Genomic DNA, 24,479 nt, shown 5'->3' on the forward strand with positions numbered 1-24,479 from the left:
CGCCTGAGTGGCGGGCAACCTCGATGCGCCCGAGGGAATCTGAAGGGAAGGCCGAAGGCCTGGACGAAGATGACGACGGGGCAGTCCGGAGCGAAGGCTCCGGACCGCAATCGTGGGCGCCCGCCACTCAGGCGCCCGCGCCGATGGGCGGCCTACGAAGCACTGGAACGGCGCCTCGAAACCATGCAAACGCAGCCTCGGGCGAACTCAGCGCCAGAAGCTACAAAGCCCGCCTACTTCCCAGCACTATCCGACCACCCCTTGGACAACTCCACCGCCTGCCGCCACCGCTTCATCCGCGCAGCCCGCACGGACTCCGGCCAAGTCGGTTCGAACGTCCGCTCAGCCTGCCACTTCGAGGCAAACTCCTCCAGCCCCGACCAGAACCCGACCGCCAGCCCCGCCAACCCCGCGGCCCCCAGCGCCGTCGATTCCGATACGCGCGGGCGGACCACCGGGACGCCCAGCAAATCCGCCTGCATCTGCATCAGCAGGTCGTTGCGGGCGGCGCCGCCGTCCACGCGCAGCTCGGTCAGCGCGATGCCGCTGTCGCCGTTCATGCAGGTCAGCAGTTCGGCGCTTTGCAGAGCGATGGATTCCAGCGTGGCGCGGGCGATGTGGGCGCGGGTGGTGCCGCGGGTCAGGCCCACCAGCGTGCCGCGCGCATACGGATCCCAGTGCGGCGCGCCCAGGCCGGCGAAGGCCGGGACCATGAATACGTCGTCGGTGTCGGCCACGCTGGCGGCCAGGGATTCGATTTCTTCCGAACGCTGGATGATGCCCAGGCCGTCGCGCAGCCATTGCACCGCCGCGCCGGCCACGAACACGCCGCCTTCCAGCATGTAGGTCGGGCGCCAGCCGCTGTTGCCGGCCTGCGGCAGGCCCCAGCCTACCGTGGACAGCAGGTTGTTGTGGGACTGCACAGGTTTTTCGCCCACGTTCATCAGCATGAAGCAGCCGGTGCCGTAGGTGTTCTTTGCCATGCCCGGCGTGAAGCAGGCCTGGCCGAAGGTGGCGGCCTGCTGGTCGCCGGCGTTGCCGGCAATCGGGATCGAACCGCCTAACCATTCGGGCAGGGCTTCACCCACCACCGCGCTGCTGGGCGCGATGGTGGGCAGCACGCTGCGCGGGATCTTCAGCAGCGCCAGGATCTCGTCGTTCCAGTCCTGCGTGTGCAGGTCGAACAGCATGGTGCGCGAGGCGTTGCTCGGGTCGGTGCTGTGCACCGCGCCGCCCGTCAGTTGCCAGATCAGCCAGGTGTCCACCGTGCCAAAGGCCAGTTCGCCGCGATCGGCCATCTGGCGTGCGCCCGGCACGTGATCCAGCAGCCAGGCGAGCTTGGTGCCGGAAAAATAGGCGTCCAGCACCAGGCCGGTGCGCGATTGCAGGAAATCGGCGTGGCCGTCCTGGCGCAGCTGGTCGCACATGGGCGCCGTGCGGCGGTCCTGCCAGACGATGGCGCGCGCCAGCGGGCGGCCGGTGGCGCGTTCCCAGATCAGGGTGGTTTCGCGCTGATTGGTGATGCCGATGGCGGCGATGTCGGCGGCGGTCGCGCCGGCATTGCGCAGGGCTTCGCGCGCCACATCCAGCTGGCTATGCCAGATCTCGCTGGCGTCGTGCTCGACCCAGCCCGGCCGCGGATAGTGCTGGCGGAATTCGCGCTGGCCCACGCCGCGCACCACGCCCTCACGGTCGAACACGATTGCGCGGGAGCTGGTCGTGCCCTGGTCCAGGGCTAGGACAAATTCATTCGTCGTCACTTTGTTTGGCGCCGTTCAGGTGTGCCCCGGCCAGAGGGTCGAGGCGTCTAAAGGAGAAGGTCGAAGCCATGCACAGCACGCCGACGACGATGAAGCCCGCGACGACATCGCGGATCGCCAGCGTTTCCGCGCCGCGCAGGGACATGCTGATGTTCAGCGTCACCGCGGCCACGCCCACGCCCAGGCTGATGCCCAGCTGCTGCGCCATCGCGGCGAAACTGCTGGCGCGGCTCATCTTGGACGGGGGGATGTCGGCATAGGTTAGCGTATTTACCCCGGTGAACTGCAGCGAACGGAAAAAGCCGCCGACCAGCAGGATCGCGATCATCAGCCACACCGGCGTGGTGGGAGTGAAGGCGCCGCAGACCACGATGAACGCGCCCGCCAGCACGGCGTTCACGGTCAGGACCCGGCGAAAGCCGAAGTGCTTGACGATGGGGGTGGCCACGAACTTCATCAGCAGCGCGCCCGCGGCGCTGGCGAAGGTGATCAGGCCGGCCGCGAACGGCGTGAGGCCAAAACCCACCTGCAGCAGCATGGCCAGCAGGAAGGGCGTGGCGCCCACGGCGAAACGGCACAGGTTGCCGCCCAGCGTGGAGATGGCGAAGGTGGGGATCCGCATCAGCGACAGGTCGATGATGGGGTGTTCGGTGCGCTTGGCATGCCAGCCATAGAGCAGGCCGCAGATCGTGCCGACCACGATCAGCCCCAGCAGCACGGACGGCGGCATGACATCGCGGCCGATGGCCTCGAAACCGCTGACCAGGGTCGCCAGGCAGATCGCGCTGAGCAGGAAGCCCGGCCAGTCCAGGCGCGGGGCGGCTTCCTCGCGGATTTCCGCGACGTAGCGCAGCACCAGGAAAATTCCCAGGATACCGATAGGGATATTGATCAGGAAGATCCAGTGCCAGGACATGTAGGTGACCATGAAGCCGCCCAACGGCGGTCCGATCACGGGGCCCAGCAGGGCCGGAATGGAAAGGAAGGACATGGCCTTCAGCAAGTCCTGCTTGGGCACGGTGCGCAGCAGGATGATGCGCCCCACCGGCACCATCATTGCGCCCGCCATCCCCTGGACGATGCGGGCCAGGACCAGTTGCGGCAGATCCTGGGACAGCGCACAGGCCACCGAGCTGAGCGTGAACAGGCCGATCGCCGCCACGAACACCCGCCGCGCGCCGTAGCGGTCGGCCGCCCAGCCGCTGACGGGCACGAATACCGCCACCGACAGCAGGTAGGAAGTAATGGCCACGTTCAGCCGTACCGGGGTCGAACCCAGGGCGTGGGCCATGGCTGGCAGGGCGGTGGCGACCACGGTGGCGTCCAGCATCTGCATGAACAGCGCACAGCCCACGATGAAGGGAATCATGCGCGCCGCGCGCGCGGCTTGCTCACTGGAAAGAGGAGCGGGGCGGGCTGCTGCTGCGGTTTCTGCGGACATGGCGGGCGGGGGCGATGGGTGCCGCGAGATTGTAACGCCGGGGGGTGGGCCGCCGTGAAGTAAACTCCCTACATCCGAAACCCATTGAAATTGGTGCCATGGCGACCAACTACGAATCCGAGATCACCCTTTTCCTGAAGGACTACAAGAAATCGCATCCTGGCACCGAAGAGCGCCAGCGCGAGGGCCGCGCCCGCCTTTGGGACAAACCGCAGGACTCGGAGCTGCTGGAAGGCTTCCGCGCGGCCCGCGTGCCGCAAAAGCCGTACGTCTACCAGGCCGACTGAGCCCATTGCGGCAATCATGGCCCAAAACGCTTCCGTCCCGGGCGACGCCCTGGCCGCGCTAGTGGAACCGCCCGTCGACAGCACCCCTGACACGATCGACAGCGTGGCGTTCGCGCGCCTGTATGGCGAGCCGCTGTTCCAGATGCCCACGGACCTGTACATCCCGCCGGATGCGCTGGAAGTGTTTCTGGAAGCGTTTGAAGGGCCGCTCGACCTGCTGCTCTACCTGATCCGCAAGCAGAACTTCAATGTGCTGGACATCCCCATGGCGGATGTCACGCGGCAGTATCTGTCGTATGTGGAGCAGATCCGCATCCACAACCTGGAGCTGGCCGCAGAGTACCTGCTGATGGCGGCGATGCTCATCGAGATCAAGTCGCGCATGCTGCTGCCGGTCAAGAAGACCGACACCGGCGAAGAGCCGGAAGATCCACGCGCCGAACTCGTGCGCCGCCTGCTCGAATACGAGCAGATGAAGCTGGCCGCCCAGAAGCTGGACGCGATGCCCCAGCTGGGCCGCGACTTCGTCAGCAGCCAGGCGGTGGCCGACCTGAGCGTCGAGCGCATGCTGCCCGAGGTCAGCGTGGACGACTTGCGCGCGGCGTGGGCCGACATCATGAAGCGGGCCAAGCTGAACCAGCATCACCACATCACGCGCGAACAGTTGTCCGTGCGCGATCACATGACGCATATCCTGCGGCGCCTGAACGACGTGCGCTTCATGGAATTCGGCGACCTGTTCATGGAGCGCGTCCGCGAAGGCGCGCCCGCGGCGGTGGTCGTCGTGCATTTCATCGCCATGCTGGAGCTGGCGCGCGAGTCCCTGCTGGAAATTACGCAGGCCGAGCCCTATGCTCCCATCTACGTGCGCCTGGCCTACACCAGCGTGTCGGCGGTCGCGGCCTGATCCTCACCGGGCTGCCCCCAACCCCGGAGAAACTCCTTGAAAGTCGTACACACCATCCAGGAATTGCGCGATCACCTGCGCGGCCAGAATCGCGTGTCCTTCGTGCCCACGATGGGCAATCTGCACGAAGGCCACCTGTCCCTGATGAAGCTGGCGCGCCAGCATGGCGATCCGGTGGTGGCCAGCATCTTCGTGAACCGCCTGCAGTTCGGTCCCAACGAAGACTTCGACCAGTATCCCCGCACGCTCGCCGCCGACATCGAGAAGCTCGAGCGCGAGCGCGACGTCTACGTGCTGTTCGCGCCGAACGAGCGCGAGATGTATCCGGAGCCGCAGAACTTCCGTGTGCAGCCCCCGGACGACCTGGGCGATATCCTGGAAGGCGAGTTCCGCCCCGGCTTCTTCGAAGGCGTCAGCACCGTGGTGCTGAAGCTGTTCTCCTGCGTGCAGCCGCGCGTGGCGGTGTTCGGCAAGAAGGACTACCAGCAGCTGATGGTGGTGCGCAACATGTGTCGCCAATTCCAATTGCCCGTCGAAGTGTTGGCGCACGAGACCGTGCGCGCCGAAGATGGCCTGGCCTTGTCCTCGCGCAACCGTTACCTCAGCGACGCCGACCGCGCCGAGGCGCCTGCGTTGTATGCCGCGTTGCGGCACGCCAACGAGCGCCTGGCCCAGGGCGAACGCGATGCCGCCGCCCTGGAGCGCGAAGCCGTCGAGACCCTGACCCGGCGCGGCTGGCAGGTGGACTACGTGGCTCTGCGCCGCCAACGCGACCTCAAGCGTCCCGAAGCCGCCGACCTGCAGGCCGGCGAACCATTGGTGGCGCTGGCGGCCGCCAAGCTGGGCACGACCCGCCTGATCGACAATCTGGAACTGGCCTACACGGCCTGAGACGGCAAGGCCGCGGGGGTGGCGTCCATGTCCACCCCTGAAAGAACTACCAGCTTACGTGGTGGCGGGAGGCGGGTCAGACTCGGTGCAATCCTACATTGCAAGCGAGCCGCCCCATGCAAGCTCCCCGTCCCGATCTGGAAGCCGTTCTTTCTTCCCTCACTCCCCGCGAACGGCAAATCGTCACCTATGTGGCCGCCGGCCGCCCCAATAAAGTCATCGCCATAGACCTGGGCATTTCGCTGCGCACGGTCGAGGCCCACCGCTCCCGCATCTTCACCAAGCTGCAAGTGCGCAACGCCATGCAACTGGCGTGCCGGCTGTGCGAGCACGGCCGTTCCGGCGCCTCGCCCGTGCCTGGGGCGGCTGGGCCGGACCGCCGGCATGCGCTGGTTTCCATGCCCCCGCCCGGCAGCGTCAGTCCGAGCTATGTGCTGCATGAGCCGCCGACGCCAGCGTACAGCCCATGCCTGGCAAGTCCCGCTGCACGCCGTTCCGATCTTGGCGCCGACCCAGACAGCCAGGCCGGGTAGTCCAAAAGCACCGGGCCCGGCGAACGTGATGTTCGTCGGGCCCGGGTAGGAAGGCTGCGCAGGCGGCGTACTCAATAGCCGCCGGAGGGCCTCAAGGACACTGGGGCGCGGCCGCCTTGGCCAATTCGTCGATCGGGTCCAGATCAGGCTGGCGGGTCAGGTTGTAGTTCAGGTTGGGCGTCTGGCCGTCAATGGAGCGCACGCGCAGCACGTTGTTGGCAGCCACTACGAATTCCGCGCGGCCATTGCCCTTGCTGTCCATCAGGATGACGCGCGGCGGGCGCTCGTCGGTGGCATCCCAGCAGCCTTGCTCGGTAACCGGCGGGCCTTTCTTGGGATCGTTTTCCAGGTAGGCCACGCGGCCGCGCCAACGGCCATTGGGCGCCAGCGTAAGCGTCACGCGCTGTGCGGTGCACTGCATGGCGGGCGAGAAGCACGGCAGGGTGCCCATGTAGGTCTGCGGCTGCGGCACCAGGCTCTGCACGGCCGGATTGGGCGCGCTGGGATTTGCCGGGCTGGCGGCGGCCGGCGCGCTTGCGGCGGATGCCGAGGTGGTGTGTTCGGTGTCTGCCGGGACTGCCTGGCCGTCTTCCGTGGTCTGACCGCCGGCGGCGGCCTGGGCGGCCTGATTCTGGTTCTTGCGGGGGGCATCCGGCTTGAGCGCGATCTGCACTTGCGACGGCGCACGGATGACGCTGCGATATCCCGCGCCCGACCCCTGGTACTGGGCGTCGGTCACGGTGCTTTCGGCGGGAGGGTCGTAGTAGCCTTCGGTTTTCTGTTGGGCACAGCCAGCTGCGCCCAATGCGGTGCCTGCGAGCAGCAGCCCCATGACGCTGAGTTTGCGGGAGCGGGTACCGATTTCTACGCGCGCGGTCATGGCAGCTTATCCGTGTGGTGAGTCTGTCTCCGATTTTACGCACTTATGCGAAGATTCGATACGTTCCCCTTAGCCGCACTTGGGCATCCTCAACACTTTATGCACTATTTACGACACGGCCGCCGCCAGCCTGCCCCGCGCACTATCGCCAGCTCCTGGCGTGGCGCCGTTGCGGCCCAGTGCCGCGCGTGTGGATGACGGCGATGCGGCATGTCTTCGATCTGCCTCTGGGCCTGTTCATCGGCCTGGCGGCGCTGGCGGGTTTGTTCGTCGGCAACTGGCTGACGGTGCTGACCCACCGGCTGCCACGCATGATGGAGCAGGAATGGCAGGCGCACTGCCAGGAAGCCTCGGGCAAGCCGCTTGCGGCGGGGCGCTATGGCCTGTGGTCGCCGGCATCGCACTGCCCCGCCTGCGACACCCCCGTGGCGGGCTGGCGGCGGCTGCCGCTGCTGGGTTGGCTGCTGTTGCGGGGTCGCTGCGGCGCTTGCGGCGTGGCCATCGGGTGGCGCTACCCGGCCATCGAACTGCTGACCTGCGCGCTGTTCGCTGCATGCGCCTGGCGGTTCGGCGCCACGCCGCTGGCGCTGTCCGCCATGGGCTTGTCGGCCATGCTGGTGGCGCTGGCCTGGATCGACTTCGAGTCCACACTGCTGCCCGACGCATTGACCCAGCCGCTGCTCTGGGCCGGGCTGCTGGTCAATCTGTTCGATGCCTATGCCAGCCTGCAGATGGCGGTGGTGGGGGCGGTGGCGGGCTACGTCTTCCTGTGGGTTATCTTTCATGTGTTCCGCCTGCTGACGGGGCGCGAGGGCATGGGCTATGGTGATTTCAAACTGCTCGCCGCGCTGGGCGCATGGTTTGGCGTGGAAGCCCTGCCGACGCTGCTGCTGAGCGCATCGTTGCTGGGCGTGCTGATCGGCGGCGCGCTGACCTTGAGCGGCCGCGCCAGCCGCGGGCAGCCGTTGCCCTTTGGTCCCTATCTTGCGCTGGCGGGCGTCGTGACGCTGCTGGTGGGCGGCGAGCACGGCTTGGGGCAGTTTTTGCAATAGGGCGGTTCATGTCCTCCATGGGATGGGCGGTATGTTGAAGATAGGTCTGACGGGCGGCATCGGATCGGGCAAGACCCGGGTGGCGGACATGCTCGCAGAGTGGGGTGCGACGCTGGTCGATACCGACGAGATCGCGCGTGAGCTGACCGCCGCGGGCGGTGCTGCCATGCCTGCGATAGAACGCGAGTTCGGCCCGCGGGCATTGACGCCGGACGGGGCGCTGGACCGCGCGTGGATGCGGGATCAGGCGTTCTCGGATCCGCAGGTGCGCTTGCGGCTGGAGGCCGTGCTGCATCCCGCCATCGGGCAGGAGACCGAGCGCCAGGCCGCGGCTGCGACCGGTGCGTATCTGGTCTTCGTGGTGCCGCTGCTGGTTGAATCGTTGCCGCGTTGGCGCTCGCGCCTGGACCGCATCTGCGTGGTGGATTGCGACCCGGAGACGCAGGTGGCGCGGGTGCGCCAACGCAGCGGGCTGACGGAGCCTGCCATACGGCGTATCATGGCGGCACAGGCTGCGCGGGCAAGCCGTCTGGAAGTCGCCGACGACGTCATCGTCAATGACGCAGGCACTACGCCGGAACAACTGCGCGCGCAGGCGAAGATCCTGCATGACCGCTGGCTGGCGCTGGCGAGCACGACGGGCCGGCAAGCTCCGCGCTAGGCCGGCACCCCTGAATAACATTGGCCCAGCCGGCCAAACACAGATGGGCCTGTAAAGAAGCGTGATCGTTTACGAATACCCCTTCAATGAGCGCATCCGCGCTTATCTGCGGCTGGAATACCTGTTCGACAGGCTGTTCTTCTTTGCCCGCGAGGGGGACTCGCGCCTGCATCAGGTCGCCGTCACCTCCCTGTTCGACCTGCTCGATGCCTGCGAACGCACCGATGTAAAAGGCGCGGTCCTGCAAGACCTGGAACGCCAGCGCATGGCGCTGGTCGGGCTGCGCGATCATCCCGGCGTTGCACAGGATGCGCTTGAAGCCATGCTGCGCGAAATGGAAAAGGTGACCACGGCGCTGGCCGCGCCTGGCAAGACCGGCCAGTCCCTGCGCGAAAACGAATGGCTGACCAGCCTGCGCGGACGCCTGTCGGTGCCGGGCAGCGCCACGCAGGTCGACATGCCCTCGTATTTCGCCTGGCAGAACAAATCCGAGGCCGCCCGCTGCGCCGACCTGCAGGCCTGGGTGGCACCCTTCATTCCTTTGTATGACGGCCTGACCCTGGCCCTGCGCCTGCTGCGCGAATCGGGCCGCAAGTCGGACATCGTGGGCGAGCAGGGCGCCTACCAGCAGATGCTGGGCGGCAAGCAGTTCCAGCTGCTGCGGGTCTGGCTGGACCCCGCCCAGGGCGTATTTCCCGAGATCAGTGCCAATAAGTACATGATCTGGATACGTTTTTCCACCCAGGACGGCGAATTCAAGCCCCAGCAGGTCGCCCGCGACGTCCCCTTCCAGATGACGCTCTGCACCTCATAGGATGGGTGGAGCGCGAGCATCCTCGCGCAACTCCGCCCGTTGTCCGACGCGCGTAACCCACCAAGCAGCGCTTGAATGGGGCAAGGCGGACCAAGCCTGCGGGACCAGGCGGCCCACTTTGCCTTCCGCCCAGATTCCTGTTGCTCCCAGTTTCAACCAGGGATCGCGGCGCTGGAAACCGGGACGGTCTGGTACACAATACGGCTTTCCTCCGCCCGTGCCGGAACTGTTCCATGCCTGATAGCCGTCCCGTATCTCCGCCCACCCGTTGGACCCGCCGCCGCCTGCTTGGGCTGGCGCTGGTATTGCTCGTTGTGGCGGGCATAGCCTGGCTGGTGCTGCGGCCCGCGGCCAAGCCGGGCGGGGCGGGCGCCCCGGGGGGGCGTCCCGGCGGCCGGCCGCCAGCGGGCGCCATGATGACCCCCGCGGTGCCGGTGCGCATCGCCACGGCCGCCAAGCAGGACATCGATATCTTCCTGAAGTCGCTGGGCACGGTCACCGCCTACAACACCGTTACCGTGCGCAGCCGGGTCAGCGGCGAACTGGTGGAAGTGGCCTTCCAGGAGGGCCAGCAAGTGAAGGCCGGCGACCTGTTGGCGCAGGTGGACCCGCGGGCGTTCCAGGTGGCCCTGGACCAGGCGCGCGGCACGCAGATGCAGAACCTGGCCCAGCTGGAGAACGCCCGGCGCGACCTGCAGCGTTATCAGGCGCTGTACAAGCAGGACTCGATCGCCAAGCAGCAGGTCGACACGCAGGCCGCCCTGGTGCGGCAGTACGAAGGCACCGTCAAGAGCGACCAGGCCAACGTGGACAACGCCCGCCTGCAACTGGAATACGCGCGTATCACCGCGCCCATCAGCGGCCGTTTGGGCTTGCGCCAGGTGGACCGCGGCAATCTGGTGTCCAGCTCGGACACCAACGGACTGGTGGTGATCACCCAGACCCAGCCGATTTCCGTGGTGTTCACGCTGCCCGAGACCCAGCTGCCCGAAGTGCGCGCCGAGATCGCCGCCGGCAAGACGCTGGCGGTGGATGCCTATGACCGCGCCGACACCCGGCGCATCGCCACGGGCCAGCTGGAAACGATGGACAACCAGATCGACGTCACCACCGGCACCCTGAAGCTGAAGGCGCGTTTTGAAAACGCCGACGACGCGCTTTTTCCCAACCAGTTCGTCAACGTGCGCCTGCACGTGCTCACGCGCAAGGACGTGACCGCGATCCCCACCGCCGCCATCCAGCAAGGCTCGGCCGGCGCCTTCGTGTTCCTGGTGCAGCAGGACAACACCGTGCAGGTGCGCCAGCTGAAGCTGGGCGCCGTCAACAACGGCATGGTGGCCGTCAACGAAGGCCTGCAGCCCGGCGACCGGGTGGTCGTCGAAGGCACCGACCGTCTGCGCGCGGGCGCCAAGGTGGAAGTGGTGGGCGGCTCGGACGTGATCCCCGCCACCCGCGACAAGACCCTGGGCGCGGGCGCGCCGGCCGGCACCACGCCGCCGTCGAAGTAAGCCGGGAAACATCGTGAGCCCGTCGCGCCTGTTCATCCTGCGTCCGGTAGCCACCACGCTGTCGATGGTGGCGATCCTGATCGCCGGTTTCATCGCCTACCGGCTGCTGCCCGTTTCGGCCCTGCCGGAAGTGGACTATCCGACGATCCAGGTGGTGACGCTGTACCCCGGCGCCAGTCCCGATGTGATGACTTCGCTGGTGACGTCGCCACTGGAACGGCAGTTCGGACAGATGCCGGGCCTGAACCAGATGTCGTCCACCAGTTCGGGCGGGGCCTCGGTCATCACGCTGCAGTTCAATTTGACGCTGCCCCTGGACGTGGCCGAACAGCAGGTGCAGGCGGCGATCAACGCCGCTTCGAACCTGCTGCCCAGCGACCTGCCGGTTCCGCCGACCTACAACAAGGTGAACCCGGCGGATGCGGCGGTGCTGACGCTGGCGATCACGTCCCCCACCATGCCCTTGCCGCAGGTGCGCGACCTGGTGGATACGCGGGTGGCGCAGAAGCTGTCGCAGATTCCCGGCGTGGGCCTGGTCAGCGTGGCGGGCGGCCAGCGTCCGGCGGTGCGGGTACAGGTCAATCCGCAGGCGCTGGCGGCCAACGGCCTGTCGCTGTCGGACCTGCGCACGGCCATCGTTGGCGCCAACGTCAACCAGCCGAAGGGCAATCTGGACGGACCGCAGCGGTCCACCACCATCAACGCCAACGATCAGCTCAAGACGCCCACCGACTACAACGACCTGATCATCGCCTACAAGAACAATGCGCCGCTGCGCCTGTCCGACGTGGCGCGCGCCGTCGAAGGCGCCGAGGACACGCGCCAGGCGGCCTGGGCCGGCGACAAGCCCGCCATCCTCCTGAACATCCAGCGCCAGCCGGGCGCCAACGTGATCGACGTGGTCAACCGGATCCAGGCGCTGCTGCCCCAGCTGCGCGCCGCCTTGCCCGCGACCCTGGACGTGAGCGTGGTGTCCGACCGCACCCAGACCATCCGCGATTCGGTGGCCGACGTGCAGTTCGAGATGATGCTGGCCGTGGCCCTGGTGGTCATGGTGACCTTCGTGTTCCTGCGCAGCCTGACGGCGACGCTGATCCCCAGCGTGGTGGTGCCGCTGTCTCTGGTGGGCACCTTCGGCATCATGTACCTGGCCGGCTTCTCCATCAACAACCTGACCTTGATGGCGCTGACCATCGCCACCGGCTTCGTGGTGGACGACGCCATCGTCATGATCGAGAACATCGCCCGCCACATCGAGGAAGGCGAGACGCCGCTGCAAGCCGCGCTCAAGGGCGCCTCGCAGATCGGCTTCACGCTGATCTCGCTGACCTTTTCGCTGATCGCCGTGCTGATCCCGCTGCTCTTCATGACCGAAGTGGTGGGGCGGCTGTTCCGCGAGTTCGCCATCACGCTGGCCGTTTCCATCCTGATATCGCTGGTGGTGTCGCTGACGCTGACGCCCATGATGTGCGCGCGCCTCTTGCGCGCCGAATCCGAGCAGAAGCACGGCCGCTTCCATCAGGTTACGGGCGCCTTCATCGACCGCGTGATCGCCGGCTACGACCGCTGGCTGCAGGTCGTGCTGCGCCATCAGCCGCTGACGCTGCTGGTGGCGCTGGCAACCTTCGCGCTGACCGTGTTGCTGTACCTGGTGATCCCCAAGGGCTTCTTCCCGCAGCAGGACACCGGCCTGATCCAGGCCATCACCCAGGCGCCGCAATCGATTTCCTTCCCCGCCATGGCGGAGCGCCAGCGCGAGGCCGCGCGCCTGGTGCTGGAAGATCCCGACGTGCAGGCCGTATCGTCCTTCATCGGCGTGGACGGCAGCAACGCCACGCTCAGCGCCGGACGCATGCAGATCGCGCTCAAGCCGCAAGCCGAGCGCAACGGCGACCTGCGCACGGTGATGGGACGCCTGGAGCAGGCGCTGGCCAAGCAGGATGGCCTGACCGTCTACATGCAGCCGGTGCAGGACCTGACCATCGAGGACCGCGTGAGCCGCACGCAGTACCAGATGACGCTGTCCAATCCCGACCTGAAGGTGCTGAGCGAATGGACGCCCAAGCTGGTGAACCGCCTGCGCCAGGTGCCGGGCCTGAAGGACGTGACCGACGACCTGCAGGACGATGGCCTGCAGACCTGGGTCGAGATCGACCGCGACGCCGCGTCGCGGCTGGGCATCACGGCGGCGGTAATTGACGAGGCGCTCTACAACGCCTTCGGCCAGCGGCTGATTTCCACCATCTTCACGCAATCCAACCAGTACCGCGTGGTGCTGGAGGTCGAGCCGCAGTTCCAGGTGACGCCGGCCTCGCTGGGCCAGATCCACGTGCCTACCTCGACCGGGGCGCAGGTGCCGCTGTCGTCAGTGGCGCATATCAGCGAAGGCAAGACGGTGCTGGCGGTGAACCGGCTGGACCAGTTCCCGATGGTGACGGTGTCCTTCAACCTGGCGCCGGGCGCGTCCTTGTCCGGCGCGGTGGAGGACATCATCGCGGCCGAGGCCGACATCGGTTTGCCCACCGGCGTCGAGACGCGCTTCCAGGGCGCGGCGCTGGCGTTCCAGAATTCGCTGTCCAGCACCTTGTGGCTGATCCTGGCCGCCATCGTGACGATGTACATCGTGCTGGGCGTGCTGTACGAAAGCTACATCCATCCCATCACCATCCTGTCGACGCTGCCCTCGGCCGGCGTGGGGGCGCTGCTGGCCTTGCTGATCAGTGGCACCGAGCTGGACATGATAGGGATCATCGGCATCATCCTCTTGATCGGCATCGTCAAGAAGAACGCCATCATGATGATCGACTTCGCGCTGGACGCGGAGCGCAAGCGCGGGCTGAGTCCGCGCGCGGCCATCCATGAGGCGGCGCTGCTGCGCTTTCGGCCCATCCTGATGACCACGCTGGCCGCCCTGTTCGGCGCGCTGCCGCTGATGCTGTCCACCGGCACGGGTGCGGAGCTGCGCCAGCCGCTGGGCCTGGTGATGGTGGGCGGGCTGCTGCTGTCGCAGGTGCTGACGCTGTTCACCACGCCGGTAATCTATCTGATGTTCGACCGCATGTCGCGCCGCTGGCGCGGGGTGGATCAGGCGCCGGCGGGGGATGCGTCATGATCCTGTCAGCACCCTTCATCGTCCGGCCGGTGGCGACCACGCTGCTGAGCCTGGCGGTCGTGCTGGCGGGCTTGCTGTCATTCTTCCTCTTGCCGGTGGCGCCGCTGCCGCAGGTGGATATCCCTACCATTTCGGTGTCGGCCAGCCTGCCGGGCGCCAGCCCGGAGACCATGGCGTCCAGCGTGGCCACGCCGCTGGAGCGCTCGCTGGGCAGCATCGCCGGCGTGACCGAGATGACTTCCAGCAGCTCGCAGGGCTCCACCCGCATCACGCTGCAATTCGATCTGTCGCGCGACATCAACGGCGCGGCCCGCGACGTGCAGGCCGCCATCAACGCGGCGCGTTCGCTCCTGCCGACCAGCCTGCGCAGCAACCCGACGTATCACAAGTCGAATCCGTCCGACGCGCCCATCATGACCCTGGCGCTGACGTCCGACACGCTCAGCCAGGGCCAGCTCTACGACATCGCGTCGACCATCGTGGCGCAGAAGCTGTCGCAGGTGGATGGCGTGGGCGAGGTGACGGTGGGCGGCAGTTCGCTGCCGGCGGTGCGCGTTACCGTGCTGCCGGGGGCGCTGGCCAACCGCGGCGTCTCGCTGGACCAATTGCGCACCACGCTGGCCAACGCCAATGCCAATCGCCCCAAGGGCGTGCTGGAGAATGACCGCTACCACTGGCAGATCATGGCCAGCGACCAGCTCAGCCGCGCCGAGCAATACCGGCCGCTGATCGTCGCCTGGAAGGACGGCGCGCCGGTGCGCGTGTCCGACGTGGCCCGCGTGGAAGACTCGGTCGAAGACCTGTACCAGACCGGTTTCTTCAATGAACGCAAGGCCATCCTGATGATCGTGCGGCGCCAGGCCGACGCCAACATCATCGAAACCGTGGACGCGGTGCGCGCCCAGTTGCCCATCCTGCAGGCCCTGATGCCGGCGGACGCGCACATGACGGTGGCGCAGGACCGCACGCCCAGCATCCGCGCCTCGCTGCACGAGGCCGAGCTGACCCTGATCATCGCGGTGGGCCTGGTGGTGCTGGTGGTGCTGCTGTTCCTGCGGCGCTGGCGCGCGGCCATCATTCCCAGCGTGGCGGTGCCGGTGTCGCTGATCGGCACCTTCTGCATCATGTACCTCAGCGGCTTCACGCTGAACACCATTTCGCTGATGGCGCTGATCGTGGCGACCGGCTTCGTGGTGGATGACGCCATCGTGGTGCTGGAGAACATCATGCGCCACGTGGAACGAGGCATGTCGCCCATGCGTGCGGCGCTGCGCGGTTCGCGCGAAGTGGGCTTCACGGTGCTGTCGATGAGCCTGTCGCTGGTGGCGGTGTTCATCCCCATCCTGCTGATGGGCGGCGTGGTCGGGCGGCTGTTCCGCGAGTTCGCGGTGACGCTGTCGGCCGCCATCATGGTGTCGCTGGTGGTGTCGCTGACCTTGACGCCCATGATGTGTGCGCGCCTGTTGCGTCAGGAAGCCCCGGAAGAGAAGCCGCCGGGCCGGCTCGCGCGCTGGTCGGAGCGTGGCTTCGACGCCATGCTGGACGGCTACCGCCGCAGCCTGCGCTGGGCGCTGACGCACAGCCGCCTGATGATGCTGATCCTGGCGGTGGCCGTGGGCCTGAACGTCTATCTGTACACCGTGGTGCCCAAGGGTTTCTTCCCACAGCAGGACACGGGCCAGCTGCTGGGCTTTTTCCGGGTCGACCAGGGCACCTCGTTCCAGGCCACGCTGCCCAAGCTGGAAGCGCTGCGCAAGGTGGTGCTGGCGGATCCGGCCGTGCAGAGCATGACGGGTTACGCGGGCGGACGCGGCGGCAGCAACAGCAGCTTCATGCAGATCCAGTTAAAGCCCCTGGAAGAGCGCAAGGTCTCGGCGGACGTGGTCATCAACCGGCTGCGCGGCAAGCTGCAGAACATGCCCGGCGCGCGCATGTTCCTGGTGTCGCAGCAGGACATACGCATCGGCGGGCGCCAGAGCCAGGGCTCTTACGACTACACGCTGATGGCGGGCGACCTGCAATTGCTGCGCACCTGGATGCCCAAGGTGCAGCAGGCCATGGCGCAGATCCCCGAGATCACCGACGTGGACACCGACGTCGAGGACAAGGGCCGCCAGATCAATCTGGTGATCGACCGCGAGGCCGCGACCCGCCTGGGCGTCAGCATGTCCACCATTTCCACGGTGCTGAACAACTCCTTCAGCCAGCGCCAGGTGTCGGTGATGTACGGGCCGTTGAATCAGTACCATGTGGTGCTGGGCGTGGACCCGAAGTTTGCGCAGGACATCGAATCGCTCAGGCAGGTCCAGGTCATCACCGCGGCTGGCGCGCGCGTGCCGCTGTCGGCCTTCACCCGCCTGGAAAACGCCAACGCGCCGCTCAGCGTGCAGCACCAGGGGCTGTTCGTGGCCGATACCATCTCGTTCAGCCTGGCGCCCGGCGTGTCGCTGGGCCAGGCCACCAGCGCCATCGATGCGGCGGTGGCACGCATCGGGCTGCCGTCAGACCAGATCCAGGCCGGCTTCCAGGGCACCGCCGCGGCCCTGCAGCAGACGCTGGCGCAGCAGCCCTGGCTGATCCTGGCGGCGCTGGTCACCATGTACATCGTGCTGGGCATCCTGTATGAAAGCTTCGTGCATCCCCTGACCATCCTGTCGACCCTGCCGTCGGCCGGTTTGGGCGCGCTGCTGGCACTGCTGCTGGTGCGCTATGACTTCACGCTGATTGCGCTGATCGGGGTGTTCCTGCTGATCGGCATCGTCAAGAAGAACGCCATCATGATGGTGGACTTCGCCCTGGACGCCGAGCGCACCCAGGGGATGAATCCGCGCGAGGCCATTTTCCAGGCGTGCCTGACGCGCTTTCGCCCCATCATGATGACAACCATGGCCGCCATCTTCGGCGCGCTGCCGCTGGTGCTCGCCACCGGCGCCGGGGTGGAAATGCGCCAGCCGCTGGGCATTACCATCGTCGGCGGCCTGGTCCTGAGCCAGATCCTCACGCTGTACACCACGCCCGTGGTCTATCTTTACCTGGACCGCTTCCGTCTCTGGGCCGCGCGCAAGCGCGCTTCCAGGAACGGGTCCTCCGCTTCCATAGAACCCACATGATGCGCAACGCCAAGTCTGTTCCCAACCTGTTCTTTCCCCGCAGCATCGCCGCGGCCGCGCTGTGCGCGCTGCTGGGCGCTTGCGCGGTCGGCCCCGATTACCAGCGCCCGGCGCTGGACGTGGGCACGGCCTACAAGGAAGGGCAGGACCAGGTCGAAGGCTGGAAGCCCGCCCGGCCGCTGGACCAGGCCGAGCGCGGCGCATGGTGGCAGGTCTACGACGATGCGACCTTGAACGGCCTGGTGGAGCGCCTGAACGCGTCCAACCAGACCGTGGCCCAGGCCGAGGCCAACTACCGGCAGGCGCTGGGCCTGGTGCGCGGCGCGCGCGCCGGCTTCTTCCCCACGGTGGGCGCGGGCGCGGGCATGACGCGCTCGGGCAGCGGCGGCGGGCAGAATGGCTCTTCGACTTCGTCCGGCAGCAATGTTTCGAACCAGTATTCACTGACCGGCAGCGTCAGCTGGGAAGTGGACCTGTGGGGCCGCGTGCGGCGCAGCGTGGAATCCTCGGAGGCCAGCGCCGCGGCCAGCCTGGCCGACCTGGGCGCCACGCGCCTGAGCGCGCAGGCCGCGCTGGTGCAGGCCTATCTGCAATTGCGCGTGCTGGATGAACAGAAACGCCTGCTGGACGCCACCGTGGCGGCCTATGAAAAATCCCTGCAGCTGACGCAGAACCGCTACGCCGTGGGCGTGGCGGGGCAGGCCGACGTGGCCGTGGCGCGCACGCAGGTGGAAAGCACGCGCGCGCAATCCATCGACCTGGATTGGCAGCGCGGTCAGCTCGAACACGCCATCGCCGTACTGATGGGCCAGGCGCCGTCGCAATTCAGCCTGCCGCCCACGGTGTTCGCGCTGCAACTGCCGCAGATCCCGGTGGGCCTGCCGTCCGAGCTGCTGGAACGCCGTCCTGACGTGGCGGCGGCCGAACGCCGCGCCGCCGCCGCCAATGCGCAGATCGGCGTGGCGCAGGCCGCGTGGTTCCCCAGCCTGACGCTGTCGGCCGATGGCGGTTTTCGCAACGGCCAGTTCGCGGAACTGTTGACGGCGCCGGCGCGTTTCTGGTCGCTGGGACCGGCGCTGGCGCTGACGATATTCGATGGCGGCGCGCGCGAGGCGCAGGTGGAACAGGCGCGCGCGTCCTATGACGCGCAAGCGGCCGCCTACCGTCAGACGGCGCTGACCGGATTGCGCGAGGTCGAGGACTACCTGATCCAGTTGCGCGTCATGGAGAACGAACAGGTGGTGCAGCGCCGCGCGCTCGAAGCGGCGCGTGAATCGCTGCGCCTGACGCAGAACCAGTACAAGGCGGGTCTGGTCGATTACCTGAGCGTGGCGGTGGTGGACGCCACCGCGCTCAACAGCGAACGCAATGCGCTGAGCCTGCTGGGTAATCGCTTCGCGGCCAGCGTCAATCTGATCGTGGCGCTGGGCGGCGGATGGGAAGGACTGCCTGCCGCGGGGGCGCAAGCGCGCGCGGACAATCCCGTCGCGCCTGCGGCGGCTCCCGCGCAGCCCTGAGGTCGGGCCGCGCGGATGCGGAATGGAGCGCTGGCGCGGTCAATGCCAGCGTTTCACCCGCGCGGCAGGAAGGCGATGACCAGCCAGGCCGCCGCGGCGGGTACCGCGAACACCAGCAGCAGGATGGGCAGTTCTTCGCGCACCGTGTAGCCGGCGCGCGTGACGCCGACCCACATGTTGACGATAGCCATCAGCAGCCACGCGGGCAGGAACAGTTTGGCCGCGGCGATCGAGCCTGCGGCGTCGCCGCCCCATTGCTTGCCGAACAGCGCGAACACGGCCAGCAGCAGCAGGCCTCCGACGATGGTCAACAGTACGTGCATGGCGCCGCTCCTATTTGGTGGTGTAGCCGCCGTTGATCAGCACCGTCTGGCCGGTGATCCACCAGCCGTCCGACACCAGGAAGCGGATGAAGGGCACCACGTCCTCGATATCGGTCAGCCCGGTTTTCGAGAACGGCGACAAGGCGGCCGCGGTCTTATGGTACGCCACCGCGTCGGCGCCTTCGGCCGGATAGAAGAACGGCGTGTCCATGGGACCGGGCCCTACCGCCGTCACGGAAATGCCGCGTGCGCCGTACTCCTTGGACGCGGCGCGGGTGTAGTGCTCCACCGGCGCCTTGGTGCCGGCGTAGGCCGCGTAAAAGGGCGTGTAGGCGCCCAGCAGCGAGGTCACCAGCGTGCAGATCTTGCCGTTGTCATTGACGTGGCGGCCGGCTTCCTTCAGGAAGAAGAAGGCGGACTTCGAGTTCACCGCAGCCATCTCGTCGTATTCCGCTTCCGTGATTTCGGTGAAGGGCTTCTTCAGCACTTTGCCGACGGTATTGATCGCAATGTCCGGCCGGCCTACCGCGGCCACCGCGTCGGCGAACAACTTTTCCATTGCGCCGGCCGAACTCAGGTCGGCCTGCAAGGCGACGGCCTGCGCGCCGGCGGCCTTGACGGCGGCGACCGTCGCGTCGGCGTCGGCCTTGGTGGCCGCGCTGTTGTAATGCACCGCCACCGCGCGCGCGCCTTGCTGCGCCAGGTCCCGCGCGATCAAGCCGCCCAGGTTCTTCGCGCCGCCCGCGATGATGACGGTTTTGCCTTTGATTCCGTGGTCTGCCATGGTCCTCTCCGCTATCGGGCTGCCGAATGCGAGCCCTTGTGCCGATGATGATATATTCCAAAAAATCCGCACAAAACTGATATTTCTGGTATCTCTATCCAGAAATCACGAACAGTGAGGCCAGGCCTCGCAGGAGCCATCCGCCCCATGGACCGCATAGATCTGTTCCGGGTTTACGCCCGCGTCGTCGAATGCGCGAACTTCTCGCGCGCGGCGGACACGCTGGGCCTGCCGCGCTCCACCGTGTCTGCCGCCGTGCAGGAATTGGAGGGCCGGCTGGGCGCGCGGCTGCTGAACCGCACCACGCGGCAGGTGGCGCCCACGCAGGAAGGCGCTGCCTTCTATGAGCGCTGTCTGCGCCTGGTGGCTGACATGGAAGAGGCCGAGAACCTCTTTCGCCACAGTTCGGTGGGTCCCAGCGGCATGCTGCGCGTGGACGTGCCCGGACGTGTGGGCCGCCTCATCGTGGCGCCAGCGTTGCCGTCTTTTCTGGAGGCCTATCCGCAGATCGACGTCACGCTGGGCGTGACGGACCGTGCCGTGAACCTGATCGAAGAGGGCGTGGATTGCGTGTTGCGAGTCGGCGTGTTGCCGGATTCGGGCCTGGTGGCGCGGCCGATAGGCATGCTGGGCTTGATCAACGTCGCCAGCCCGGCCTACCTGGCGCGCCATGGCGTGCCGTTGACGCCGGACGATCTGGCGGCGGGGCATGCTTGCGTGAACTACGCTTCGCCGTCCACCGGCCGGCTTGCGCCCTGGGAATGGCTGGATGGCGGCGTGTCCCGGACCGCGCCTCTGCGTGGGCGGGTCACGGTCAATAGCGCCGAAGCCTATATCGCCAGCTGCGTCGCGGGTCTGGGTCTGATCCAGATTCCGGCCTACGACGTGCAGCCGCAGATCGCCGCGGGCGAGCTGGTCGAAGTCATGCCCGACCACCGCCCCGCGCCTATGCCGATGACGCTGCTTTATCCGCAGCGGCGATCTCCATCGCGGCGGGTGCAGGTGTTTGCGGACTGGCTGGAGGCGCTGCTGCGGCCGGCTTGCGGACTGGGTTGAACGCAAAAAAAAGGCCGGCCCGTCTTGCTGAGGGGCCGGCCTTGGTGGCCTGGGGTCTACAACCGTCGGTCTACAACTGGATCGCAGACAGATCCGGACGCCGCAGGTGCCAGTCGGTGGCCGCCTGGAATGCCATGCCGATGCGGCCCAGCGCGTCTTCGCCATTGGGCTTGCCCAGCAGCTGCACGCCGATGGGCATGCCGTCCGCGGCAAAGCCGGCGGGCAGCGCCAGGCCCGAGGCGTTGACGTAATTGCCGGGACGGGTAAAGGCGGCCAGCGGCGTGGCGGCCTCGTCCACGTCTTCCAGCGGGCAGGCGGCAAACGGCAGGCAGGGCGCGAGGACCGCGTCGTAGTCGCGCATCCAGTCCAGCCAGGCCTGGCAGGCGCGGGCGTGGGCTTGCAGCGCCAGCACGTAGTCGGCGGCGCTGGTCTGCTTGCCGCCCAGCACGCGGGCGCGCACGTAGCGGCCCAGCGGCAGGCTGTCGTCCTCGATGTAGTCGCGGTGCTGGGCGTAGGCTTCAGCGGCGATGATCAGGCCGTTGCGCAGCATCATGTCGTGGAAATCGAAGGGGAAGGGGGCTTCCACGCATTCCGCGCCCAGGTCGGTCAGCGCGCGTCGCGTGTCGTCCAGCGCGCCTTGCACCGCCGCGTCGATGGCGATCGGGTACTGCGCCTGCGGCATGACGGCGATGCGCGTGCCGGCCAGCGGCTTCGCGCCCGCGCGCAGATCGCGGTAGCGGTAGGCGGGTATGCCTCGCGTCACGGGATCGCGCGGGTCGGGTCCGGACATGGCTGCGGTCAGCAGTAGCGAGTCGCGGGTGTCGCGGGTCAGCGGGCCGATGGAATCCAGTGTGTGGGACAGCGCCACCGCGCCGTACAGGCTGATGAGGCCGCGCGTGGTTTTCAGGCCGGTGATGCCGTTGAGCGCGGCGGGAATGCGTACCGAGCCGCCTGTGTCCGAACCCAGCGCGGCGGGCGCCAGGCCCGCGGCCACCGCCACGCCCGAGCCGCTGGACGAACCGCCGGGAATGCGGGCGCGCACCAGGTCCCAGGGGTTGCGCGGCGTGCCCATGACGGGGTTGGTGCCCCAGCCGCCGAAGGCGAATTCGACCATGTGGGTCTTGCCCAGCACCACCATGCCGGCGTCGATCAGGCGGGTCACGGCGGTGGCGGTGGTGGCGCTGCGGCGCTCGCGCCAGGCTTGCGAGCCGGCGGTGGTGACCTGGCCTTCGATGTCGCACAGATCCTTGACCGCGACGGGCAGGCCGTCCAGCGGACCGAGCAGGCCATAGCCGGCGCGGCGGCGCGCGTCGGCGGCTTCGGCCAGGCGCAGCGCGCCCTCGCGGTCGACGCTGACGTAGGCGCCCAGCGCCGGGTTGGCGCGGTCGATGCGGTCCAGGTAATGCCGCGCCAGCTCCACCGAACTGTAGCGGCCTTCGGCCAGGCCCTGCGCAAGTTCGCCGAGCGTGGCAAATGCAATGTCAGACATGTTTTCCTCGGGTGATGTCAGCGCGGCGCGCGGGCTGCCGCGCGCCGCCTTCCTGCTTGCGCGATCAGCGCTTGTTCCAGTCGGGGGCGGGGTAGACGGGTTTTTGCGTGGCCACGTCGGCCGGCCAGACCGGGACCATGCCCTTGCCCGGCAGCAGCTGCACCACGGGGAAGGGCATCAAGAGCTGCTTGCCCGTCTCGTCGATGGCGTAGGGGCCGGCCATGACGGTGAGCTTGCCCGACAGGTCCAGCGATGCCTTCTTCAGCGCGGCGGCGTCGGTGCTGCCGGCTTGCTTGACGATCTCCTCGGTCAGCGCGCCCGCGCCATAGGCCAGAGCAGTCTGGAAATCGGGCGGGAACTCGGCCTTGGGGAAGCGCTGGTCATAGGCGGCGGCGAATTGCTCGCGCGTCAGGCCGGCGTTGACCTTCCAGTTGATCGCGGGGTGGTAGTTGGTGTGGCTGTAGATGTAGTTGGAGTCCGCGCCGATGGCCTGGAATTGCGGGGTCGACGCATACACCATGAAGACATACGGGAAGTTGATATCCAGCTGCTTCATCTGGCGCGTCATGCTGATCAGATCGCCCTCGTAGGAGGTCGGCACCAGCGCCTCGGCTCCGGCCGCACGGGCCTTCTGCAGGATCGTGCTGAAGTCCTTCTGGCCCTTGGGGTACTTCTCGAACAGCACCACTTCCATGCCGTTCTTGGCGGCCTGCTCCTTGCCGCCTTCGGCCAGGCCCGCCGGGAACGGTTCGTCCGAATACAGCAGCGCGACCTTCTTCACGCCCTGCTTGGCGGCCAGTTCCATGTTCGCGCGCAGCATCGCCGACACCGGCATCTGCGTACCCGACACCATGTTCTTGAAGCCTTGCTTGTACAGGTCGTCGCTGGCGGCGGACCAGACCATCATGTACTTGCCCAGGCGTTCGGTCACCGTGGCGGCCGCGGCGGTCAGGGTGGAGCCGAAGGGCGCGAACACCAGATCCACTTTTTCATCGACAATCAGGCGTTCGTAAACGCGGGTCACCATCTGCTTGTCGCTGCGGTCGTCCAGCTTGACCAGCTCGACGGGGTATTTCTTGCCTTTGACTTCGATGCCGCCGCGGCGGTTGACGTCGTCGACCCACAGTTCGACGCCGCGCACGCCCGACTGCGAGGCGAGCGCGAAACTGCCGGTCGACGATACGGTCATGCCGACGCGGATCTTGTCCGAGGTCTGGGCGGCGCCCAGGGCAGGGGTCAGGGCGGCGACGGCGAGGGCCAGCGCCGGTATGCGGGACAGCCAGGGTCTAGCGTGCATGGGAGGTCTCCTATCGTTTTTGGTATGCGGCCCCGCGTTCCGTGGCGGACCATCGGACACAGGCCATATGTTGAGCAATGTTTGCTCAACATGCGAGATAGCGTATAACAAATAGGCATGGAGCGCACGCCTTGAATAAATTGAATTACCGACAGACCGAAATGTTGTGGGCCATCGTCATGGCCGGGTCCATCAGCGGCGCCGCGCGGCTGCTGAATATTTCCCAGCCGGCGGTCAGCCGGATGCTGGCGCATACGGAAAAAGCCATGGGGGTGACGCTCTTCGAGCGGGTTCGCGGCAAGCTCAGGCCGACCTCGCAAGTGCAGAGCCTGTTTGAGGAAATCGAGAAAACGCAGCGCATGATGCAGCGCGTCAACGATCTGGCCGACGCGCTGGCGGAGCACGGCACGGGGGTGCTGCGGTTGGCCTCCATTCCCAGCCTGGCTCAGTTCCTGGTGCCGCGCGCCGTGGCGCGTTTCCAGCAGCGCCATCCCGAGCTGCTGTTGCGCCTGAACACGACGGCGCTGCCCACGCTGATCACCGACGTGTTGCAGGGCGAGGCCGAGCTGGGCTTGGTGGTGATGCAGGCAGACCACCCTTTCCTGACGTCCCAGCCGTTGCATGTGGGGAAGATGGTGGCCGCCATGCCCAAGGCGCATCCGCTGGCAGCTCGTGCCGAGGTGAGCCTGGCCGATCTGTCGCCGCATCCGCACATCGTGGTGGGGACGCGCATGCCCTTCGGCATGCTGGTGCTGGGCGCCTTCGAGCAGGCGGGCCTGCCGTGCCGCATGTGCGCCGACGTGCCATGGAGCCAGCTGGCCTGCGCCCTGGTGAATGCCGGGGTGGGCATTGCCATCGTGGATGAGTTCACGGTCATGCAGAACACCATGCCGGACGTGGTCATCGTGCCGCTGGCCGAGCGCATTCCCCTGAATATCTCGGCCGTCTATGCCAGCAACCGCGAGCCCTCGGCCATCGCCCTGGAGTTCATCAAGGAGCTGCGCGGGGTGCTTGTCGAGGCCTTTCCTGCCGAAAATAAGGGTTAGTCCTTAACTTG

At 67.2% G+C, this 24,479-nt stretch carries 20 protein-coding genes; 13 read left to right on the forward strand and 7 right to left on the reverse strand.

Annotated features, from left to right (window positions below):
- Positions 1 to 233: 233 nt before the first annotated feature.
- Together glpK and HV766_RS02075 are read right to left on the reverse strand one after the other, a co-directional pair.
- Entirely contained in the window at positions 234 to 1,760 is a 1,527-nt protein-coding gene (gene glpK / locus HV766_RS02070; RefSeq protein WP_119451860.1) for a glycerol kinase GlpK, read from the reverse strand.
- The gene (locus tag HV766_RS02075) at positions 1,747 to 3,201 is read right to left on the reverse strand and encodes a DHA2 family efflux MFS transporter permease subunit (RefSeq protein WP_054459292.1); all 1,455 of its coding nucleotides are present in this window, start codon (positions 3,199 to 3,201) and stop codon (positions 1,747 to 1,749) included. Before HV766_RS02075 ends, glpK begins: the two co-directional genes overlap by 14 nt.
- 98 nt (positions 3,202 to 3,299) lie before the next feature.
- Here HV766_RS02075 and HV766_RS02080 point away from each other — a divergent pair, with 98 nt between their 5' ends.
- The 4 genes from HV766_RS02080 to HV766_RS30280 all read left to right on the forward strand — a co-directional run bounded on the left by HV766_RS02080 (position 3,300) and on the right by HV766_RS30280 (position 5,819).
- Positions 3,300 to 3,488: a DUF3460 family protein gene (locus tag HV766_RS02080; protein WP_042796240.1), complete on the forward strand. Its 189-nt coding sequence runs from the start codon at positions 3,300 to 3,302 to the stop codon at positions 3,486 to 3,488.
- A 16-nt stretch (positions 3,489 to 3,504) separates the two neighbouring features.
- The gene (locus HV766_RS02085) at positions 3,505 to 4,395 is read left to right on the forward strand and encodes a segregation and condensation protein A (protein ID WP_054459290.1); all 891 of its coding nucleotides are present in this window, start codon (positions 3,505 to 3,507) and stop codon (positions 4,393 to 4,395) included.
- A gap of 36 nt (positions 4,396 to 4,431) precedes the next feature.
- Positions 4,432 to 5,286: a pantoate--beta-alanine ligase gene (panC, locus tag HV766_RS02090; protein ID WP_054459288.1), complete on the forward strand. Its 855-nt coding sequence runs from the start codon at positions 4,432 to 4,434 to the stop codon at positions 5,284 to 5,286.
- Positions 5,287 to 5,402: 116 nt separating this feature from the next.
- On the forward strand, positions 5,403 to 5,819 hold the full coding sequence (locus HV766_RS30280; RefSeq protein WP_054459287.1) for a response regulator transcription factor: 417 nt from the start codon (positions 5,403 to 5,405) through the stop codon (positions 5,817 to 5,819).
- A gap of 91 nt (positions 5,820 to 5,910) precedes the next feature.
- Here HV766_RS30280 and HV766_RS02100 read toward each other — a convergent pair whose 3' ends face one another.
- Positions 5,911 to 6,699 (reverse strand): copper resistance protein NlpE N-terminal domain-containing protein, encoded by a 789-nt coding sequence (locus HV766_RS02100; protein WP_119451858.1) that lies wholly within the window; start codon positions 6,697 to 6,699, stop codon positions 5,911 to 5,913.
- Between the two features lie 203 nt (positions 6,700 to 6,902).
- Between HV766_RS02100 and HV766_RS02105 the strand changes: the two genes are divergently transcribed.
- The 7 genes from HV766_RS02105 (at position 6,903) to HV766_RS02135 (ending at position 18,473) form a co-directional block, all read left to right on the forward strand.
- The gene (locus HV766_RS02105; protein WP_054459296.1) at positions 6,903 to 7,751 is read left to right on the forward strand and encodes a prepilin peptidase; all 849 of its coding nucleotides are present in this window, start codon (positions 6,903 to 6,905) and stop codon (positions 7,749 to 7,751) included.
- Positions 7,752 to 7,782: 31 nt separating this feature from the next.
- Entirely contained in the window at positions 7,783 to 8,412 is a 630-nt protein-coding gene (gene coaE / locus HV766_RS02110) for a dephospho-CoA kinase (RefSeq protein WP_119451856.1), read from the forward strand.
- Positions 8,413 to 8,473: 61 nt separating this feature from the next.
- Complete coding sequence (gene zapD / locus HV766_RS02115; protein ID WP_054459281.1) at positions 8,474 to 9,226, forward strand: cell division protein ZapD; 753 nt, start codon at positions 8,474 to 8,476, stop codon at positions 9,224 to 9,226.
- A gap of 233 nt (positions 9,227 to 9,459) precedes the next feature.
- Positions 9,460 to 10,734 (forward strand): MdtA/MuxA family multidrug efflux RND transporter periplasmic adaptor subunit, encoded by a 1,275-nt coding sequence (locus tag HV766_RS02120; RefSeq protein WP_054459279.1) that lies wholly within the window; start codon positions 9,460 to 9,462, stop codon positions 10,732 to 10,734.
- A gap of 13 nt (positions 10,735 to 10,747) precedes the next feature.
- Positions 10,748 to 13,846 carry an MdtB/MuxB family multidrug efflux RND transporter permease subunit gene (locus HV766_RS02125; protein WP_119451854.1) on the forward strand — a complete coding sequence of 1,033 codons (3,099 nt, stop codon included), beginning with the start codon at positions 10,748 to 10,750 and terminating at the stop codon, positions 13,844 to 13,846.
- Complete coding sequence (locus HV766_RS02130) at positions 13,843 to 16,956, forward strand: multidrug efflux RND transporter permease subunit (RefSeq protein WP_175180456.1); 3,114 nt, start codon at positions 13,843 to 13,845, stop codon at positions 16,954 to 16,956. The genes HV766_RS02125 and HV766_RS02130 overlap by 4 nt, the downstream gene beginning before the upstream one ends.
- Complete coding sequence (locus HV766_RS02135; protein ID WP_175180457.1) at positions 16,953 to 18,473, forward strand: efflux transporter outer membrane subunit; 1,521 nt, start codon at positions 16,953 to 16,955, stop codon at positions 18,471 to 18,473. The genes HV766_RS02130 and HV766_RS02135 overlap by 4 nt, the downstream gene beginning before the upstream one ends.
- A gap of 53 nt (positions 18,474 to 18,526) precedes the next feature.
- Here HV766_RS02135 and HV766_RS02140 read toward each other — a convergent pair whose 3' ends face one another.
- Together HV766_RS02140 and HV766_RS02145 are read right to left on the reverse strand one after the other, a co-directional pair.
- Positions 18,527 to 18,796 (reverse strand): hypothetical protein, encoded by a 270-nt coding sequence (locus HV766_RS02140; protein WP_054459270.1) that lies wholly within the window; start codon positions 18,794 to 18,796, stop codon positions 18,527 to 18,529.
- Positions 18,797 to 18,806: 10 nt separating this feature from the next.
- On the reverse strand, positions 18,807 to 19,580 hold the full coding sequence (locus HV766_RS02145) for an SDR family oxidoreductase (protein ID WP_054459269.1): 774 nt from the start codon (positions 19,578 to 19,580) through the stop codon (positions 18,807 to 18,809).
- Between the two features lie 147 nt (positions 19,581 to 19,727).
- Here HV766_RS02145 and HV766_RS02150 point away from each other — a divergent pair, with 147 nt between their 5' ends.
- Positions 19,728 to 20,636, forward strand: coding sequence for a LysR family transcriptional regulator (locus HV766_RS02150; RefSeq protein ID WP_054459267.1), 909 nt, complete (start codon positions 19,728 to 19,730; stop codon positions 20,634 to 20,636).
- A 70-nt stretch (positions 20,637 to 20,706) separates the two neighbouring features.
- Here the strand turns inward: HV766_RS02150 and HV766_RS02155 are convergent, their stop codons facing one another.
- Both HV766_RS02155 and HV766_RS02160 read right to left on the reverse strand, forming a co-directional pair.
- The gene (locus tag HV766_RS02155; RefSeq protein WP_054459266.1) at positions 20,707 to 22,125 is read right to left on the reverse strand and encodes an amidase; all 1,419 of its coding nucleotides are present in this window, start codon (positions 22,123 to 22,125) and stop codon (positions 20,707 to 20,709) included.
- 64 nt (positions 22,126 to 22,189) lie between these two features.
- On the reverse strand, positions 22,190 to 23,422 hold the full coding sequence (locus HV766_RS02160; RefSeq protein ID WP_054459264.1) for an amino acid ABC transporter substrate-binding protein: 1,233 nt from the start codon (positions 23,420 to 23,422) through the stop codon (positions 22,190 to 22,192).
- Between the two features lie 161 nt (positions 23,423 to 23,583).
- Here HV766_RS02160 and HV766_RS02165 point away from each other — a divergent pair, with 161 nt between their 5' ends.
- The gene (locus tag HV766_RS02165) at positions 23,584 to 24,468 is read left to right on the forward strand and encodes a LysR family transcriptional regulator (protein WP_175180759.1); all 885 of its coding nucleotides are present in this window, start codon (positions 23,584 to 23,586) and stop codon (positions 24,466 to 24,468) included.
- Positions 24,469 to 24,479: the final 11 nt, after the last annotated feature.

The organism is Achromobacter aegrifaciens, from assembly GCF_902859735.1.
GTDB classification, from domain to species: Bacteria; Pseudomonadota; Gammaproteobacteria; order Burkholderiales; family Burkholderiaceae_B; genus Achromobacter; species Achromobacter aegrifaciens.